This is a genomic window from Nonomuraea sp. NPDC049784, from assembly GCF_040659615.1.
Lineage (GTDB): Bacteria > Actinomycetota > Actinomycetes > Streptosporangiales > Streptosporangiaceae > Nonomuraea.
Map to the genome: position 1 here is coordinate 1 of NZ_JBFAMX010000230.1, position 15,378 is coordinate 15,378.

The 15,378-nt window shown below is 66.4% G+C and carries 17 protein-coding genes and 1 pseudogene; 9 read left to right on the forward strand and 9 right to left on the reverse strand.

The features are described from left to right. The coding region (locus AB0J09_RS34665; protein ID WP_360700191.1) for a hypothetical protein at positions 1 to 1,669 on the forward strand (1,669 nt) is incomplete at its 5' end. Continuing rightward, a complete protein-coding gene (locus tag AB0J09_RS34670; protein ID WP_360700194.1) occupies positions 1,669 to 1,956 on the forward strand; it encodes a hypothetical protein in 288 nt (95 codons plus the stop codon). The genes AB0J09_RS34665 and AB0J09_RS34670, both read left to right, overlap by 1 nt. A gap of 280 nt (positions 1,957 to 2,236) precedes the next feature. Here AB0J09_RS34670 and AB0J09_RS34675 read toward each other — a convergent pair whose 3' ends face one another. Next, a complete protein-coding gene (locus tag AB0J09_RS34675; protein ID WP_360700197.1) occupies positions 2,237 to 2,983 on the reverse strand; it encodes a hypothetical protein in 747 nt (248 codons plus the stop codon). Between the two features lie 755 nt (positions 2,984 to 3,738). Here AB0J09_RS34675 and AB0J09_RS34680 point away from each other — a divergent pair. From AB0J09_RS34680 to AB0J09_RS34695, 4 genes are all read left to right on the forward strand, one after another. Next, positions 3,739 to 4,011, forward strand: coding sequence for a helix-turn-helix domain-containing protein (locus AB0J09_RS34680; protein WP_360700200.1), 273 nt, complete (start codon positions 3,739 to 3,741; stop codon positions 4,009 to 4,011). Between the two features lie 746 nt (positions 4,012 to 4,757). After that, positions 4,758 to 5,822: a M48 family metallopeptidase gene (locus tag AB0J09_RS34685; RefSeq protein ID WP_360700203.1), complete on the forward strand. Its 1,065-nt coding sequence runs from the start codon at positions 4,758 to 4,760 to the stop codon at positions 5,820 to 5,822. Between the two features lie 492 nt (positions 5,823 to 6,314). Then, complete coding sequence (locus AB0J09_RS34690; protein WP_360700206.1) at positions 6,315 to 7,229, forward strand: SDR family oxidoreductase; 915 nt, start codon at positions 6,315 to 6,317, stop codon at positions 7,227 to 7,229. Positions 7,230 to 7,457: 228 nt separating this feature from the next. Next, complete coding sequence (locus AB0J09_RS34695) at positions 7,458 to 8,168, forward strand: sulfite exporter TauE/SafE family protein (RefSeq protein ID WP_360700209.1); 711 nt, start codon at positions 7,458 to 7,460, stop codon at positions 8,166 to 8,168. A gap of 76 nt (positions 8,169 to 8,244) precedes the next feature. On the opposite strand, the gene AB0J09_RS34700 is transcribed toward AB0J09_RS34695, so the two are convergent. Continuing rightward, a complete protein-coding gene (locus AB0J09_RS34700) occupies positions 8,245 to 8,418 on the reverse strand; it encodes a hypothetical protein (protein ID WP_360700212.1) in 174 nt (57 codons plus the stop codon). Positions 8,419 to 8,435: 17 nt separating this feature from the next. Here AB0J09_RS34700 and AB0J09_RS34705 point away from each other — a divergent pair. Together AB0J09_RS34705 and AB0J09_RS34710 are read left to right on the forward strand one after the other, a co-directional pair. Then, positions 8,436 to 8,852: pseudogene (locus tag AB0J09_RS34705) on the forward strand (2'-5' RNA ligase family protein); the annotation flags it as partial. 46 nt (positions 8,853 to 8,898) lie between these two features. Beyond that, positions 8,899 to 9,420, forward strand: a complete 522-nt coding sequence (locus tag AB0J09_RS34710) for an NUDIX domain-containing protein (protein WP_360700214.1) — start codon at positions 8,899 to 8,901, stop codon at positions 9,418 to 9,420. A gap of 114 nt (positions 9,421 to 9,534) precedes the next feature. On the opposite strand, the gene AB0J09_RS34715 is transcribed toward AB0J09_RS34710, so the two are convergent. From AB0J09_RS34715 to AB0J09_RS34730, 4 genes are read right to left on the reverse strand one after another with little or no spacing between them, the layout of a single operon-like run. Then, positions 9,535 to 9,882, reverse strand: coding sequence for a hypothetical protein (locus AB0J09_RS34715; RefSeq protein WP_360700217.1), 348 nt, complete (start codon positions 9,880 to 9,882; stop codon positions 9,535 to 9,537). A gap of 23 nt (positions 9,883 to 9,905) precedes the next feature. Further along, positions 9,906 to 10,256 carry a DUF3703 domain-containing protein gene (locus AB0J09_RS34720; RefSeq protein WP_360700220.1) on the reverse strand — a complete coding sequence of 117 codons (351 nt, stop codon included), beginning with the start codon at positions 10,254 to 10,256 and terminating at the stop codon, positions 9,906 to 9,908. Beyond that, positions 10,253 to 10,981, reverse strand: a complete 729-nt coding sequence (locus AB0J09_RS34725) for a cation transporter (RefSeq protein ID WP_360700224.1) — start codon at positions 10,979 to 10,981, stop codon at positions 10,253 to 10,255. Before AB0J09_RS34725 ends, AB0J09_RS34720 begins: the two co-directional genes overlap by 4 nt. Next, positions 10,981 to 11,322, reverse strand: coding sequence for a metalloregulator ArsR/SmtB family transcription factor (locus tag AB0J09_RS34730; RefSeq protein ID WP_360700227.1), 342 nt, complete (start codon positions 11,320 to 11,322; stop codon positions 10,981 to 10,983). The genes AB0J09_RS34725 and AB0J09_RS34730 overlap by 1 nt, the downstream gene beginning before the upstream one ends. 250 nt (positions 11,323 to 11,572) lie before the next feature. Between AB0J09_RS34730 and nadE the strand changes: the two genes are divergently transcribed. Then, positions 11,573 to 12,403 (forward strand): ammonia-dependent NAD(+) synthetase, encoded by an 831-nt coding sequence (gene nadE / locus AB0J09_RS34735; RefSeq protein WP_360700230.1) that lies wholly within the window; start codon positions 11,573 to 11,575, stop codon positions 12,401 to 12,403. An 836-nt stretch (positions 12,404 to 13,239) separates the two neighbouring features. Here nadE and AB0J09_RS34740 read toward each other — a convergent pair. The 3 genes from AB0J09_RS34740 to AB0J09_RS34750 all read right to left on the reverse strand — a co-directional run. Next, positions 13,240 to 13,887, reverse strand: coding sequence for a hypothetical protein (locus AB0J09_RS34740; RefSeq protein WP_360700233.1), 648 nt, complete (start codon positions 13,885 to 13,887; stop codon positions 13,240 to 13,242). Next, the gene (locus tag AB0J09_RS34745) at positions 13,884 to 14,399 is read right to left on the reverse strand and encodes a sigma-70 family RNA polymerase sigma factor (RefSeq protein ID WP_360700236.1); all 516 of its coding nucleotides are present in this window, start codon (positions 14,397 to 14,399) and stop codon (positions 13,884 to 13,886) included. The genes AB0J09_RS34740 and AB0J09_RS34745 overlap by 4 nt, the downstream gene beginning before the upstream one ends. Positions 14,400 to 14,460: 61 nt before the next feature. Further along, positions 14,461 to 15,378 (reverse strand): GMC family oxidoreductase (locus tag AB0J09_RS34750; protein WP_360700238.1); only part of this gene is annotated, 918 nt, incomplete at its 5' end.

The window sequence follows — 15,378 nt, forward strand, 5'->3', positions numbered from 1 at the left end:
TGGCGCGGCCGCGTTCGGCACGGGGTGGATGATGACCGCCGCGGCGGCTGGCCCGTACGGGTCGATCGCCGTGGCGGGCGTCGCCGGGTGGCTGTGGTTCTCGGCCGCGCACTGGCGCAGGCACCGCCGTTTGCCGCTGCCCGGCACCCTGGCCAGTCCCGTCGAGACGCCGCCGGTCGTCGTCGAGCAGGTCGGGTTCGACCCGAAGGTGCAGCAGATCATCGACCGGTTCAACGAGCGCTTGGCCGCCAAGGGCAAGGCCCTCGAGGGCATGACGCTTACGACGCCGAAGCGGATCGACGCCGGTTACCGCTCGGAGATCCGGGCGGTGCCGGGTGAGAAGGAGACCAAGGACATTCTGCAGGTGGCCGGGAAGGTGGCCTCAGCGTTCCAGACCACCGCGCAGCTGGCCGTGCTGGAGTCGGTGCCGTACGGCGACAACAGCCGGGCGATGTTCACGCTGCTCGACGGCGACACCCTGGCGACGGTGCGCAAGTTCGAGGACCTGCAGCCTCGCATCGGGCGGGACGGCCGCGCCCACATCGGCTACTTCTACGACCTGCAGCCCGCGCACTGGGCGTTCTTCACGAAGTCCGGCGGCATGCGGCACGGCATCATCGTCGGTGACTCCGAGGCTGGCAAGTCTCGGTCGGTGGAGACGCTGATCAGTCTCGCTCACCTGTCCGACAAGATGGCGACGGTGCTGCTCGACCCGCAGGGCGGCAGCATGCCGGACTGGAACGGCAACACCCACCGGTGTGCCCTCGGTGAGGACGACTGCATGGGCGAGCTGGAGCTGTGGGCCTGGGTGATGCGCCGCCGCGTCCGGCACCTGGCCTCTCTCCCGTGGGTGGACGAGGACGGCGACGAGCGGCGCGGTAAGACGCACCTGGTGCCCGGTGACCCGGACACGGGAGGCATGACCGGGATCTTCTTCGTCCTGGAGGAGGCGCCGGAACTGCTGACGCACGACGTGCACGGCAAGAAGGCCGTAGGCATGCTCGCGTCCGGCGCGAAGACCTGGCGCAAGGGCGGCGGCGGCATCGTCATGGTCGCGCAGGACCCGAACATGACCGAGCTCGGCGGGTCGGTCACGCTGCGGGCGCAGCTGCGCAAGAACGCGTGCGCGCTGCGGACGCAGACGCCCGGCGCCGCCTACCAGATGGGCCTCCCGCATGACCCGTCGTTGCTGCCGATGACGTTCCAGGACGGGTCGCTGACGCAGGGCCTGGCCTACCTGTCCGGGATCGACCGGCGGGCGGCGCTGATGCGGTGGCTGTACACCCAGAAACCGAAGTACATCGCCCGCCAGCCCGCGGCCGGCCGGATCGACGAGCTGACGATGGGCTGGATCGCCGAGTACGTCGAGGCGAAGAAGGCGGGGCGTGAGCCCGGTACGGGTAAGCGCGCGACCGCTGATGAGCCGCGTGCGACTCCGGGCGACGTGAAGGCCGCGATCATCGACGTTCTCGCTGAGGCAGACGGCCTAGCACTGGAGCTGGGGGAGCTGCTGCACCACGTGCTCAAGCGGCGGGTGACGGCACCGCCGAGCGAGATCAACGCCCAGCTCAAGCGGCTGGTCGCGGACGGCAGGGTGTGGCCGGTTGCCAAGGACGGGGCAGAGGCGTTCGCCCTGCCGGAGGAGATCCTGGAGAGGATGAAGGGCTGATGCGAGAGGCAATCCGGATAGCGGCGGTGTCGGCGTGGCTGGCGGTCGTCTGGGCGGCCGCACCGCTGTCGCAAGTGCACAGCATGGACGCGGCTGTGGCGGTGCCGCTGGTCATCGTCGCGGTCGGCGCTGTGCTGGTCGCGCTGGAACGGCTCGGCGCGAGCGCAGCTGGCATCTCCCTGACGGTCGTTGCGGTGTGGATGCTGGCGGCCGCTACGTGGGGTGCGGTCGGCGGCACGGTGCTGCTGGTGTCGGGCATCGCGGTCCTGGCCGGGAAGATCGCCTAGATCGATATCGCGCGGCGGTCAGTCGGACGTTTCTAGGCGGCGTCTCCTCGTCGGTCCTACCGAATGGACACCAGATCAACCATGCCAGGACAAGCCGCCGACTGCCAGCAGGACAAGCAGCGCGCGAGGAAGCTCACCGGGACACATGTACACGCGAACGGCGGCTTGCCCTGGTGCGCCCGGCCCGGTATGGCTACGCCTGCCCGACGAGGAGATGACCACTCGCGCCCAGCACCTGAGCCAATCGCCTATCGATATCTACAGTTTCTCATCATGACTTTTATTTGACAAACCATCCTTGCCATAGCCCTGCAATACTAGTGATTGCGGCACCGAGCAAGGCAGCTCCAACCGCGATCAGAATATTAGTTCGAGCTTGAGAACTTAGCGTCCGCTTTTCGTTTCTCCATACGGGGTCGACTTTCACGCTGCCCGATTTGCGTACCCAATAAATTCGGGAGCCGGGACCAATGATTGCCGTAATTATTAAAAGTATCCCTATGACCGAGAGGCTGGGACTCTTTCCAGGATCGAAGAAGTAAACAAATATGCCATATGATAGCATTAATGGAATAATCAGCCAATCTATTGGGCGAAAAGCGAAGGTGAGAAGGCTGGCTTTCCTCTCGCTAATAAAACTTGCAATACTATCTGCGAATGCGCGAGCTGCGACGTCTTGTGTATCGACTGTAATCTCGGCTGAGGTGTGCCATAGATCAATCTCTATTCGAGGCTCACGTGTGGATATTGATACGTGTCGAAGCTCCTCCGGCGTAGCCTCCTTAAGGTCTTCCACTGTTTCTGCGACTGCATTCCCGGCCAATAACTTAACTGAATGCGGATTTTCCGAGAGGTCATTGGAGGCCTCCCTTTCGGAGGGGTCCTTTTCCTCTTTCGCTATGTCGCCTTGAAACTCCTTCACAGCATCGAGCAGATCGCGAACGTCATCAAGGCACAGTTGTGCTGGCCCCAGTTTCGTCCTATGAGCACTCATCTGCGGTTTTATTTCGCGTTTTAAGGCGTTCAATAGGCTCTCCTTGTGGCGCTGAATCGTCAGGCTGCTATGCGATACCGATATCGGGGTAATCGCTTGAGCGCTCAAAACGTTACAACCTCAGCACGTCGATGTCAGTCGTATCGAGCCACTATTCGCCCCGTTCAACGAGGTAAGCAAGCGGGTCTAGAGCTCCCGAGGACACGCGCAGCTCGCCTGGCACACGCGGTGCAGCAACAAAGTGCAACAACCTCACCGGACAGTAACGGCCATTCGTGATGTTTGGCACTCCCGAGAGCACTACATCGACCCCGAGCGACCCTCATGCCATGAGTTCGCACCGAAGAGGTCACTGGTTCGATCCCGGTATCGCCCGATCAAGCCGAAGGGTCACACGCGATGCGGAGAGTGGCCCTTTTGGGTCGGTGGCGCACGGCCGAGGCCGCCGCCCCTGGCCCAGCCGCCGATCGCAGGGCCCTTCGGTCGCCCTTGCACACCGGAAGGTCTTGCCGGGTGCCATCCCGGCTGCGGCCCTGCTGCCCCTCGCCGGGGTGCTGGCACGTCTGTCCGGGTTCTTCGATGGCGGGTGCGCCCCCGACTCTCACGGCGGGTAAGCGGAGCTACCGGCTCGCCTTGGTCTCGGTGCATCTCAATGTGAGCGTCCTGGCGTCGTTCCGGTTGACATGGCTCTTGCGCGGGCGATGGGGCAGGGGGACGACTTGGAAGTCCCCAACCGGCGCAGGGGCGTCGAGCGACCGTTCGACCCGTGAAGCATGTGACGCGTTAATATGCAACAATTGCGTCAAGTTCGTCACAATGGCAAGTGGCGACAAGTGTTGCGAAAGTCGGCCGGGGATCGTGAAGGGGGATCGGTGGCAGACAAGCATCTGACTCCGGAGCAGCTGGCAGAGAGGGTGGGTGTGCCCGTCTCGACCGTGTACCAGTGGAACTCGCGTGGGGGCGGGCCGCGCTTCATGAGGATCGGCAGATATGTGCGTTACAAGGTCATCGATGTGCAAGCGTGGGAAGAGTCGCTGTATGTGGAGCAGACTGCTGGATAGCCAAGCCGGCGCCGAAGGCCCCGGATCACTCTGCGTGATCCGAGGCCTTGGTGTTTGAAGGGCATTCTTCGGCGGTGGGTTCCCTCCCCTGGTTCTGTCTCAGTTCTGTTCGAGGGTGGCTAGCGGTGGCAAATGATGGCAAGTGACGGCAAGCATTTCCCCAGGTAGAGGCCGGTTTTGAGAGAGAAGGCGCAGATCGGTTCTGCTTGTGCCGTAGATCTACACCATCTTCGAGGGCACGTCCGAGATCCAGCGGCTGATCATCGGCCGTGCGGTGACAGGCCTGCCCGTGCGTTGACGTTTCGCAGGTGAACGCCTCACACACATGCAAACGCGAACCCTGCCCGGTTGATCGCCGACGGGGTCGCGTTCCGATGATCATGCTGTGTTCCGTGCCTGTTCCGTGATCATGCGGTGGGTTCCTATGTGTGGCGGAACCGTTCGTTGATCACTGTTCGGGCGCGTTCGTGGGATCCCGGCAGCATGTTGTGCGTAGCGGCGCAGAGTGAAGGCTGGGTCGATGTGGCCGAGAATGAGCTCCATTTGAAACGGATCTCGTGCTCATTAGGGTGATGGCCTCCGAAGGCCTTGGCGCTACGCCGGGGCCTTCGCTCTTACCTAAACCTCATGCTGTTGCCGAACGCTGACAGTCTGCGCCGCGGGGTCAAGGCGGCGCGGTCAGCGCGCGGGCGTTGGACCTTGAGTCGTAACCCTGGCGTGTCCGCGCTCTGGCACGTTGCTGTGTCATGTCCTCTGAATCATTCTCAGCGTCCGGCTTATCTGTAGGCCTGGCACGCATCGCCTCCTATGCCGTGGCCTGCCTGGTTCACCTCCTTGGCCCGACCTTCCTTGTCGTCGGCGTTTACCTGCTGTTCCGCATGACGATCTTCGCCTTCTTCCTCGGCGTCGTGGCCCTCGGCCTGGCGTGGCTGGTCCGCCCCCGCGTCCCCCACTTCCCCGCCGACATTCAGCCCCTGACGCGCGAGGACGCCCCGAATCTGTACGCTCTCCTCGACCGGATCGGCACCGGGGTGGGAGCGCCGAGAGTCGACACCGTGGCCCTCGGCGGCATGGTGAACGCGGCGTTCGGCACCTATGGATGGCGGCGCCGGCGCCTGGTCATGATCGGCTATCCACTCTGGCTGATCCTCACACCGCAGGAGCGCATCGCGGTTCTCGCGCATGAGATGGCCCATTCCAGCAACGGCGACGCCAGGCACGGACTCTTCGTGGGCAGCGCGCTGCACTCCCTCAGGGAACTGCGCGAGGTGACGAGGTTCGACTGGCATGAGAACGACGGTCTGGCCAATCTCTTCGCACAGGCCCTGCTGGCGCTGGCCGGTCTTCCCGTACGGGTGCTCATCTTTGCGTTGGAGCTACTGCTGCACCGCTCGTCGCAGCGTGCCGAATACCGGGCTGACGAACTGGGTGCGCGCGTGGCAGGCTCCCGGGCCATGGCCTCGATGCTCGATGTGCTGACCACCCGCCTGCCCTCGGCCGAGAATTTCCTGGAACCGAGCGCGGTCGTCTTGGGGGCCTCGGATCTGTGGAACAAACTCCAGGCAAGTGTGGCCGCGGTCCCGGACGAGGAGCTCGAACGTCGTCGCCAGGCCGCCCGCGAGGAGAAGACCCGCGTGGATGCCACGCATCCGCCGACGTACCTGCGGATGGAACGGGTGCGGCAACTGCCGTACGTGGAGGGAGAGGTAGGAGCGGCGGAGGTGGAGAAGGTACAGCCTGAGCTGGAGCAAGCCGCCTACCGCGTGGCCGAGACCATCAGAGATGCCACCCGATCAGCCCTCTACCGCTGACCCGACCAGATCCCATCATGGAAGATGACCAAGCTGAGGACCAGATTTGGAGCAGGCATTGTGGAGCGCTCGACAGACGAACGTCCCACTCCGAAGGTCCAAATCCCACCGTGTCTCGGTTTCTCCTCCGGCGTCCTGTCTTGGGCTCACCTAAGCGTCAGTCAGACAGGCGTGATTGGCTGAGAGCCCGAAGGAGAGCCAGGTCGGGAGCCACACACGGTGGACGAGCGTGAACGGATCTGGACTCGATCAACCGACCTAACCTCGCACCCGAACCCGCATGCACTGATCAAAACGCTGAAAGTCTGGTTCGAGTCCTATCGCGGGAACTTGGTTGAGCTGAGGGACACACCACTCAGGTTCCCTTCCTGGATCAAGGCAAGGGGGCCGATCGTCACGCCGACCTCCGGGAAGGCCCGCACATGACTACGCGTGCCCGGCTCGCTAGGGTGAGGCGTCGCGTCCCCCCTTCTCTCCTCCGGGAAGTGTCACGTGCTCCGTCGTCACCGTTTAGGCGTTCCCGCCCTCATAGTCACAGGCGTCTACCTCTCCGCGCTGGCCGTCGCGGTGGTGGTCGCACTGGCCGCCGGCGACCTCGGCGCGTTGTGGTGGATGACGTTGTTCGCGGCACCGGACGTGAGCATCCAGGTGACGTGGCCGAACGTGCTCCTGCTGACCCTGGCGGGACTGGTGGTGGCCTGGGCGCTGTGGGAGTTCCTGCGCGGGCCGCTGGCCGGGCCGCCGGCGGAGCAGGACCGGGACACACGGCGGTTGCGCGTGGCGCTGTACGTCGCGGCGGCGTCAACCCTGGTCGGTCCGTTCCTGACGACTTGGTCCTTGTGGGGAGCGGTGGTGACGTTCGTGCCGATGCTCGGGGTCGTGCTCCTGCTCTCTCCGGTCGTGGGACGCACCCGAAGACATGTCCTCGTCCTGCGGGTCTGCGGCATCCTGGGATACGGGTGCGCCGCCGTCGGCTTGGGGGTCAACACACGCGGGCAACTGTTCGCGGTTCAGCACGCCGTACGGCACATGCGCACGGGCGGCCGAATCGTGCTCACCTCTTCCGTGTCCGCCTCCCGCGCGGTCTTCCACCACACCCTGTACGCGGCCAGCAAGGCGGCCGTGGAGGCGATGGTGCTCAACCTCTGCGCCGAGCTCGGCACGCGGGGAATCACCATCAACGCCATCGCTCCCGGCGGCACCGCCACCGACATGGCCGCGGAGAACGCCCAGAACTACGTACGCCCGGATCTCGATCTGACCGCGGATGCCTGGATCCGGACGCAGACGGCCCTGGGCCGGCTGGCCGAGCCGGACGAGATCGCCGCCGCGTACGCCTTCCTGGCCAGTGACGACGCCTCCTACCTCACCGGCCGCACCTTGGCCGCCGACGGCGGCTTCTTCTGACCCTTTCGGCTGGTCCATCGCCACGCAGTGGCCGCCGGTAGCGGCTTGAGCTGCATGGACGGAGTTTTCGGCAGGCACGGTGCGCGATCGGCGCGCCCGCTACAAGATGTAAGGGTTATATGACACATTGTGGCGTATCCGCTCACCCAGCAGGTGCAGGGCCGCTGTCGCGGATGGGGGTGGGGCGTGACGCAGGTGATGGTGACGCTGCCGTCCGCTGTCCAGATGGTGCTGCTGGTCGCGGCGGCTTTCGGCAGTGCGGTGCTGTCGGGGGTGGCCGGCTTCGGCGGCGGGGCGCTGATGGTGCCGATCCTGGTCACCGCTCTGGGCCCACGAAACGCGGTCGTGGTGGTTACCATCTCCCAACTGGCCAGCAACGGCGGCCGGGCGTGGTTCAACCGGACCGAGATCGACCGCCGGCTGGTGGGTGTCTGCTGCCTCGGAGGCGTGCCCGGCGCCGTGGCCGGAAGTCTGCTGGTGACGGCCACGCCGCTGGACACTCACACGCGGGTCATCGGCGGCTTCCTGCTGGCCCTGGTGCTGTGGCGCCGGTTGCACCCGGCCGCCGTCCATGTGCCGGATCCGGTGTTCGTGGTGATGAACGGACTGTCGGGTCTCGGATCTGGTCTGGTGGGCTCGTTCGGCCCCTTGATCACACCGTTCTTCCTGGCGCGTGGCCTGGTGCGCGGCGCCTACATCGGCACCGATGCCGCCGCCCAGCTGATGGTGCACATCACCAAGCTCGTCGTCTTCGGCGCCGTGGCCTTGCTGACCGTCTCGACGGGTCTGGTCGGGCTTGTGCTTGTGCCGCCCAGCATTGCCGGGGCCTGGCTCGGGAAGCAGATCGTCGATCGGATGCCGGTCGGCGTCTTCGTCGCGGTGGTCGAGATTGCCCTGGTGGCCGCTGGCGTGTTCCTGTTGGTCCGCGGGAGGTCGTAAGGCCAAGGCTGCGTGATGACGACCTCGGCCGAGCCCGACGCATCCGATCGCCGGGAGGCTGGTGGTGGTCACCGGGTCAGTTCCTTCCTTCGGCGACAGAGCAGAAGATCTCGTCGTTCACGTACGGGATCAGCCAGATGCCGACCTCGCTGAACAGCATGTCCACGAAAATCGACACCCAGATGATCACGTCTCTGGTCACCGAGCCCCTGGAGCGCGCGTCGTTCGACCAGGGCGCGGTGAAGATCACTCCCCACCTGGCCGCCTCCGCACGTCACCGTTCTGAGCCCGTTCCTCCACATCAGCCGCATCGATGAGGACGTGCATCGCGAGTTGCGGCATCTCTTCAGCCGGCACGCGGCTATCGAGGCGAGTTTCCCTCGCATCGGACACTTTCCTGGAGTCGTCTACCTCGCCCCGGAGCCGGCATCTGCTTTCGTGAGGCTCACTCAGGCGGTGGTTGAACGCTGGCCGGAGGCTCCGCCCTACGGGGGGAAGTTCGACGAGATCGTTCCCCATTTGAGCGTCGCGCAGGGAGTGCCCGCTGACGAGGCAGAGATCAGCGCTGCGCTTCCCTTGACGGCGCATATCGACACCATCTCGCTGATCGTGTGTGACGACGGCGAGCGCTGGAGCGAGGTCGCAACGTTTTCGCTATCCACCTCAGCCATAGCACCGACATAGCGCTTCGCTGTGGTCGTAGCCACTGGGCCGCCTTAGGATCTTGTTCATGAGCGAGATGATCTACCGGTCGACCGCTCGTGTGCTGCTGGTGGATGACGTCGATCGGCTCCTGGTCTATCGCGGGCTGCTGCTTCAGGTTGAGGATCCTTACTACGCCTGGTTCACGCCGGGGGGCGCTGTTGATCCTGGTGAAAGCCTGCAGCAGGCCGCCGCACGCGAACTTCGAGAGGAACTGGGGTATGCCGTCGCTCCCGCGGTTCTTGGACCGGTCGTCGCGATCAGTTCGGGAACATGGTCGCTGGGCGGTGAGACGTTCAGCTCAGTGGATTCCTTCTTCTTCCTTCGCGTCAGCGGGCTGGAGGTGGACACCTCTGGCATGGACGATGAAGAACGGCAGGTGACTGACCGCTTTGAGTGGTGGACGGTTACGGAGCTGAGGACGGCAGCAGAGACTATCGTTCCGGGGGGCCTGGCCGCGCTGATGGAGCGACTACTGCGGGGGAATCTTCCAGCTCAGCCGGTCGCGCTGCCGTGGCATTTGCCAGGTGCGGCGGGGACGTCTGGATGACCGTGGGCTCAGCGCCTGCTCAGAGAAGCACTCGATCAGTGAGCTAGTGGCTCGTCTCGCATCGTTGACCAGGTAATCGACGCGCCGAACGACTCGGTTCGCTGAGAAGTGTGACTACCGATCCTCGTCGGCCACCGATCGGCGGACAGACTCACCGCGGTTGGCATCCGCTCGTGCCTGTTCGTTGGCGGTTGTGCCTTGAGGCGCAGCCGGTGTCTGCATGGCGGAGGTGAGGAGTGCCAGTTTGTCGGCGTTGTTGGTGCCGGGGTCCGGGTGGTAGACGACGAGCATCTGGCCTGCCGCGCCGCCGATGCCCAGCCTCTCCCAGTCCGGGTAGAGGGCCTGCTCGGCGGGGTCGAGGAATACGTCCCGCAGGCGGTTGGCTCCCGCCGCGAGGCGCGGTGACAGAGCAGTCGCCAAGGCGTTGGCGGCGAGGACGTCGAAGCTTGGATCAGTGATCAAGCGGAGATCGGGGCTGGCATTCTTCAGGCAGTCTGAAGCAGTTTCGCCAGGTCGGCGGGCATGGGCATGGGCTCGGTCAGGCCGATACGGGCGCGACCGGTGTTGCCCTCGGGATAGCGGCCCAACGCGCTGCCGGGCGCAGCCACGATGAGGCGGATGACCTGGCCGAATGCTTCACGCCGGTCCCGCTGCCGGACGGCCAGGGCGAACATGGCGACGTGGTTGCGGGTGTGCGGCCAGGGCCAGGGCTGGGAGAGGATGTGAGCCCGTTCCAGGTGCCGCCAGCGCAGCTCGGGGCCGGTGGCGGTGCGGGCCGCGCGCATCTCGGCGCGGTAGGCGGCGCGCACTTGGGCGGGCATCGTACGGCCGATCATGAGGTCATTCCGTCCGTCTGAGTCGTCGTGGGTCCGCAGCAACCGTCGGCGCAGTGCTGGGTCGCCCGCTCCTGCTCGCCGGTGGCGGCGATGGGAGCGCAGCAGGCGTCCCCGCGCCAGGCCTCGCGGCCTTCCTTGACCGCGACGGCGGCGATGACCAGGGCGGCGATCGGGTCGGCCCAGGACCAGCCGAACAGGCTGTTGAGCGCGAGCCCGGCCAGCAGCACGGCGGACAGGTAGGTGCAGAGCAAGGTCTGCTTGGAGTCGGCGACGGCGGAGGCGGAGCCGAGCTCGCGGCCGGCGCGGCGCTGGGCGGCAGACAGGAACGGCATGATCACCAGCGAGGCGGCGGCCAGGATCAGGCCGGGGGTGGAGTGTCCGGCTTCCGTCCCGACGCCGAGCAGGGCGCGGACGGCGCCGTACGTGACGTAGGCGGCCAGCGCGAAGAAGGAGAGCGCGATGACGCGCAGCGCGGTCTTCTCCCGGCGCTCATGATCGGCGGCCGAGAATTGCCAGGCCACGGCGGCGGCCGAGGCGACCTCGACGATCGAGTCCAGGCCGAAGCCGATCAGCGCGGCCGAAGAGGCGATGGTGCCGGCGGTGATGGCGACGGCGGCCTCGATCACGTTATAGGTGATGGTGGCGGCGACCAAGAGCCGGATGCGGTACCGAAGGGCGGCCCGCCGGGCCGGGGTGGGGCCGAGGTTCAGGCTGGTGCCGGCCATCAGCAGCAGTCCTTGTCGGCGGCTTCGGCGCAGGTGCGGTCAGTGTCGGCGGCCACCGCGACCACCGCGGTGCGCAGGTCGTCCAGGGCGTGGCCCAGCCGGGGGTCGGCCAGCTCATAGCGGGTGCGCCGGCCGACCGGGACCGCCACGACCAGGCCACAGTCGCGCAGGCAGGCCAGGTGGTTGGACAGCCGGGTGCGGGAGACGTCGAGCAGCTCGGCGAGATCGGCAGGATGCGCCGGCGCCTCGTGCAGGGCGATGAGGATACGGCAGCGGATCGGGTCGGCCAGGGCGCGGCCGAACCGGGCGAGCACCTCGATCTCGGGGGCCATCGTCAGCATGACTTTGAGAATACACGTATCTCTGAATTCAGGAAGTGCTGTACTCAAGTGTTTGGCGTGACCGTGATCCACGCTGGTCCTACAGAGCCGTCGAATACGCGGCATGCGGTCCAACAGCGGCTACCAAGTGGCATGCGCTGAGGAGGACTTCGCAGCCCTCCTCTAGAGTGCTTCCGTCCCCTGCACGCGCCAGTGGCTCGGCCCGGCGGCGCGTGCCGACCCTGCCCACGAGCCCGACCGAGGAGTAACCGTGACCGACCTGGCGCCCATAACCCTGCAGCAGGAGATCGCCGGGGATCTCCAGGTGAGCGCGTCGTTCGATGTATGGCAGGAGATCGAGCGCCGGGTGGCCTTCCTCGCCGATCAGCTGACCTCCACGGGCCTTCGCTCGTTGGTGCTGGGCATCAGTGGCGGTGTGGACTCCATGACCGCGGGCCGGCTGTGCCAGCTCGCGGTCGAGCGGGTCCGTGCCGCCGGGCGGGAATCGACGTTCTTCGCGATGCGGCTTCCGTACGGCGCTCAGGTCGACGAGAAGGACGCGCAGCTGGCGCTGGAGTTCATCCGGCCCGACCGGGTCCTGACCGTCGATGTGAAGTCCGCCAGCGACGCCGCGCTGGAGGCGGTGCTGGCCGGCGGCATGGTCTTCCGTGACGCGCACCACCAGGACTTCGTGCACGGCAACATCAAGGCCCGGCAGCGGATGATCGCTCAGTACGCGGTAGCGGGCGCGCACGAAGGCCTCGTTGTGGGCACCGACCACGCAGCTGAGGCGGTCTCCGGCTTCTTCACCAAGTTCGGCGACGGCGCGGCCGATGTGGTTCCGCTCACCGGCCTCACCAAGCGGCGCGTACGGGCCATGTCGCAGGCTCTGGGCGCGCCGTCCGCACTGGTTTGGAAGACCCCGACCGCGGACCTGGAGACACTGAACCCAGGCAAGCCCGACGAGGAGGCGCTCGGCGTCACCTACGACGACATCGACGACTTCCTGGAAGGCAAGCCGGTCGATGAGACCGCCCTCGCGGCTATCATCGGCCGCTACCGGCTCACCGAGCACAAGCGACAGCTGCCGATCGCCCCCTGAGCCGGCACCTCGTCAGCCGGGCCTCGAGCCGGATGGCCTCGATCCCGATCGTGGATCAAGAACCGCAGCCCGGCGATGCGGCGTCCAGGTCCATCGGCAGGTTACGGGCTTGCTGCACCGCGCATCCCTCCATCGGGTGCGTCGGCCATGCTTGCGTATTTGACGAATCCAGGGAAAACACGCGGGATTCAGATCGATCGGATTGGCAATACTACGTATCGTAATGGAGTATCACAATCGGTAATCGAGGTGGGAAGTCATGCGCAAGACGATCATTGTGACTGCGGCCGTCGCCGTTGTCGCGGCTCTGTCGATGGTGGGTCTGATGGCCCTTCGGGACGGCTCGCGTTCCTCCAAGGCCCGTTCCTGACGCCAAGCTACATGCCGGCCAAGGTGTTCGCCCCTGGCCGGAGCTGGGCAAGGCGCGCTCGCGATCGCCGTGCGCCTTGATCCTTCGTCCACTCGCCAACCGCTTGCGCGTCTCTGCCCGGTCATCGCAGGCTGCCAGTAGTGCGGCGTTCCGGCCCGCCATCCAGGCCGGCGCCACCGTCACCAAGTGGCAGCGACGGCTGTGAGTGCCGCCGGCCGCCCTCCCGTACTCCGGCGTCGATGACGTCCTAAGCCAGGGCAGTCGCGGGTGACGGTCCGCCCGTCGCCGGTGGTGGCGGGACTTCAGGAACGCCCGCACATGGTCACTGAAGGTTGATGACCACCAAGTTCGTGCCACCGGGTACGGGTGGAGCCGTGGCTCGCGCTCTGTCTGCAAAGTAGACGTGCCAGGTGGCCCTGCCCGATGGGTCACCTGGCTATATGCGGTCTGTGGAATTCTTGGTGGTCTAGGACTTGGGCCCAGGCTTGGGCGTGTCCGTCGGGCGGGGCGGGATGTCCGTGGTGCAGGTCAGCGGGGCGTCGTCGGGCACGAGTTGCATCGAGATCGCGGTCGAGTTCGGGGAGTCGGGCTGGTAGTCCTCTGTCCTCATGCCGATGATCAGCTTGGTTGCCGGGGGCATCGCCGATGGCGTGATGACCATGACTTTTTCGCCGGACTGCTCTCCGGTCCCGACGACCTTTTGCAAGTCCGCTTCCAGGCTCTGGGATGCGTCCGATGCCTGGCACCACTGGTTGATCGTGATCTGGGCGGGGATACCGGCCTGGGCCAGTGTCCGCTGCATGATCTCCGGGTCCAGTGTCTGCCGCTTGGTCAGCTTCACGGTGACCGTGCCGTCGGGGTTGGTGTCGACGGAGAACGCGGCCAGGCGCACATGTACCTGATTGCCGGCGGACGCCGGCGGGGCGTGCACCTGGGGGCTGTTGATCGCCAGCGTCAATGCCAGGCCCGTCACCAATGCCGCGCCGGTCGCCGTCGCCGCGGTCCTGCGGCGGCGGCGCGAGCGGCCTGCCGCCACGAGTTCCTGCACCGGCGTGTGCATGTGCACCTCGGCCATCGCGTCCCGCATCGCGTTCAGTACGTCGTTGTCGTTCATCGTTCGCTCTCCTGGCCGTTGACTGTTGCGAGGTCGCCGCGCAAAGCCGCGACGGCGCGCGACAGATGTGCGGTGACGGTTCCCGGAGCGATCCCGAGGGCCCTGGCCGCGGTTTCGGTGTCCAGGTCGAGGAAAACACGCAGCGCGATCACCTCCCGCTGCCGTCGCGGCAACCGCCGCAGCGCCACCAGCAGAGCGGGGTCCACATCGGCCCCATCGGCCGCCGCGCGGTCCACGGCGTCGTGACTTGTGAGGGCGACCTCGTGGCGGCGGCGCCGCCACCACGTGACCCGGGTGTTCAGCGCCACGCGAACGATCCAGGCGTGTGGCGCTGGATGCCGGCTCACCTTCCGCCACGACATCCACGCCCGCGTGAACGCCTCAGCAACCAGGTCCTCCGCCAGTTGCCGGTCACCCGTGGTGGCCAGCACCGCCCTGAGGCAGGCATCCCGGCTTTCCTGGTAGAACTCCTCAAACTCCAGATGCTCCACGTCCCCTATACGCACCAGCACAGCCAGACGCTTACCGTACTTCTCGCTTCCCGCCCGGATCCGCCGGCCCTGGCAGGCAGCGTCACCACGCGGCGCAGAGCCGTTCGGCCGCCCGGAACGCCAGCGCCATGATCGTCAGTACCGGGTTGACGGGACCGTTGGTGACGTGCACGGAGGCGTCGACGACGTACAGGTTGTCGTGGTCGTGGACCCGGCCCCATCGGTCCACGACCGACGTCTGCTCGTCGTCGCCCATCCGGCACGTGCCCGACTGGTGCTGCCCGGCGTGCAAGGCCAGGGTCGCCGGTGCCGTCCACGTCCGGCGCGCGCCCGAGGCGAGCAGCCATTCACGGGCGCGGCCGGCGATGTAGTCCTCTGTGCGCAGGGTCTCCGGATGCGTCGTGCCGGACAGGCGGGCGACGGGGATTCCCCACCGGTCGCGCACGTGGGGGTCGAGCCGCGTTCTCGCGTGCGGGCTGGGGATCTCCTGGACCGGTCCGCCGACGCGCATGACGCGGCGGTAGTTCTCCCGCATGTACCGCTTGTTCTCCATGCCCCAGCGGGGCACGTCAGGAGGCAGATTGCGGGCCCAGAAGGCGATCGGCAGCACGGTGAACTCGTCGGCGAGCATCGCCCCGCCGATCGCCCCGTCATTTTGGTGCGCGAAGTCGAGCGTGGCCAGCGAAACGCCGGGCCCGAGCCCGTCGTACACGGGTTCGTCCATCTCGCCCAGCGCCCATGCGTAGGCGTGGCCCTGTAGGTGCCGGCCCACCTGGTCATGGTTGTTGCCCAGCCCGTGCGGCTCGCGCCGGGTCGGTGAGTTCTGCAGCAGCCGCGCCGTCTCGATCGCGCCTGCCGCGCAGATCACCACCTCGGCCTCGACGATATGGCGCGCCCCCGAGCGATCCACCCAGCGCACGCCGATGACGCGGCCCGCGGGATCGCATTCGACTCGTTCGGCGACGGCCTCCGGCAGCAGCCGGGTGCGGCCGGTGGCGAG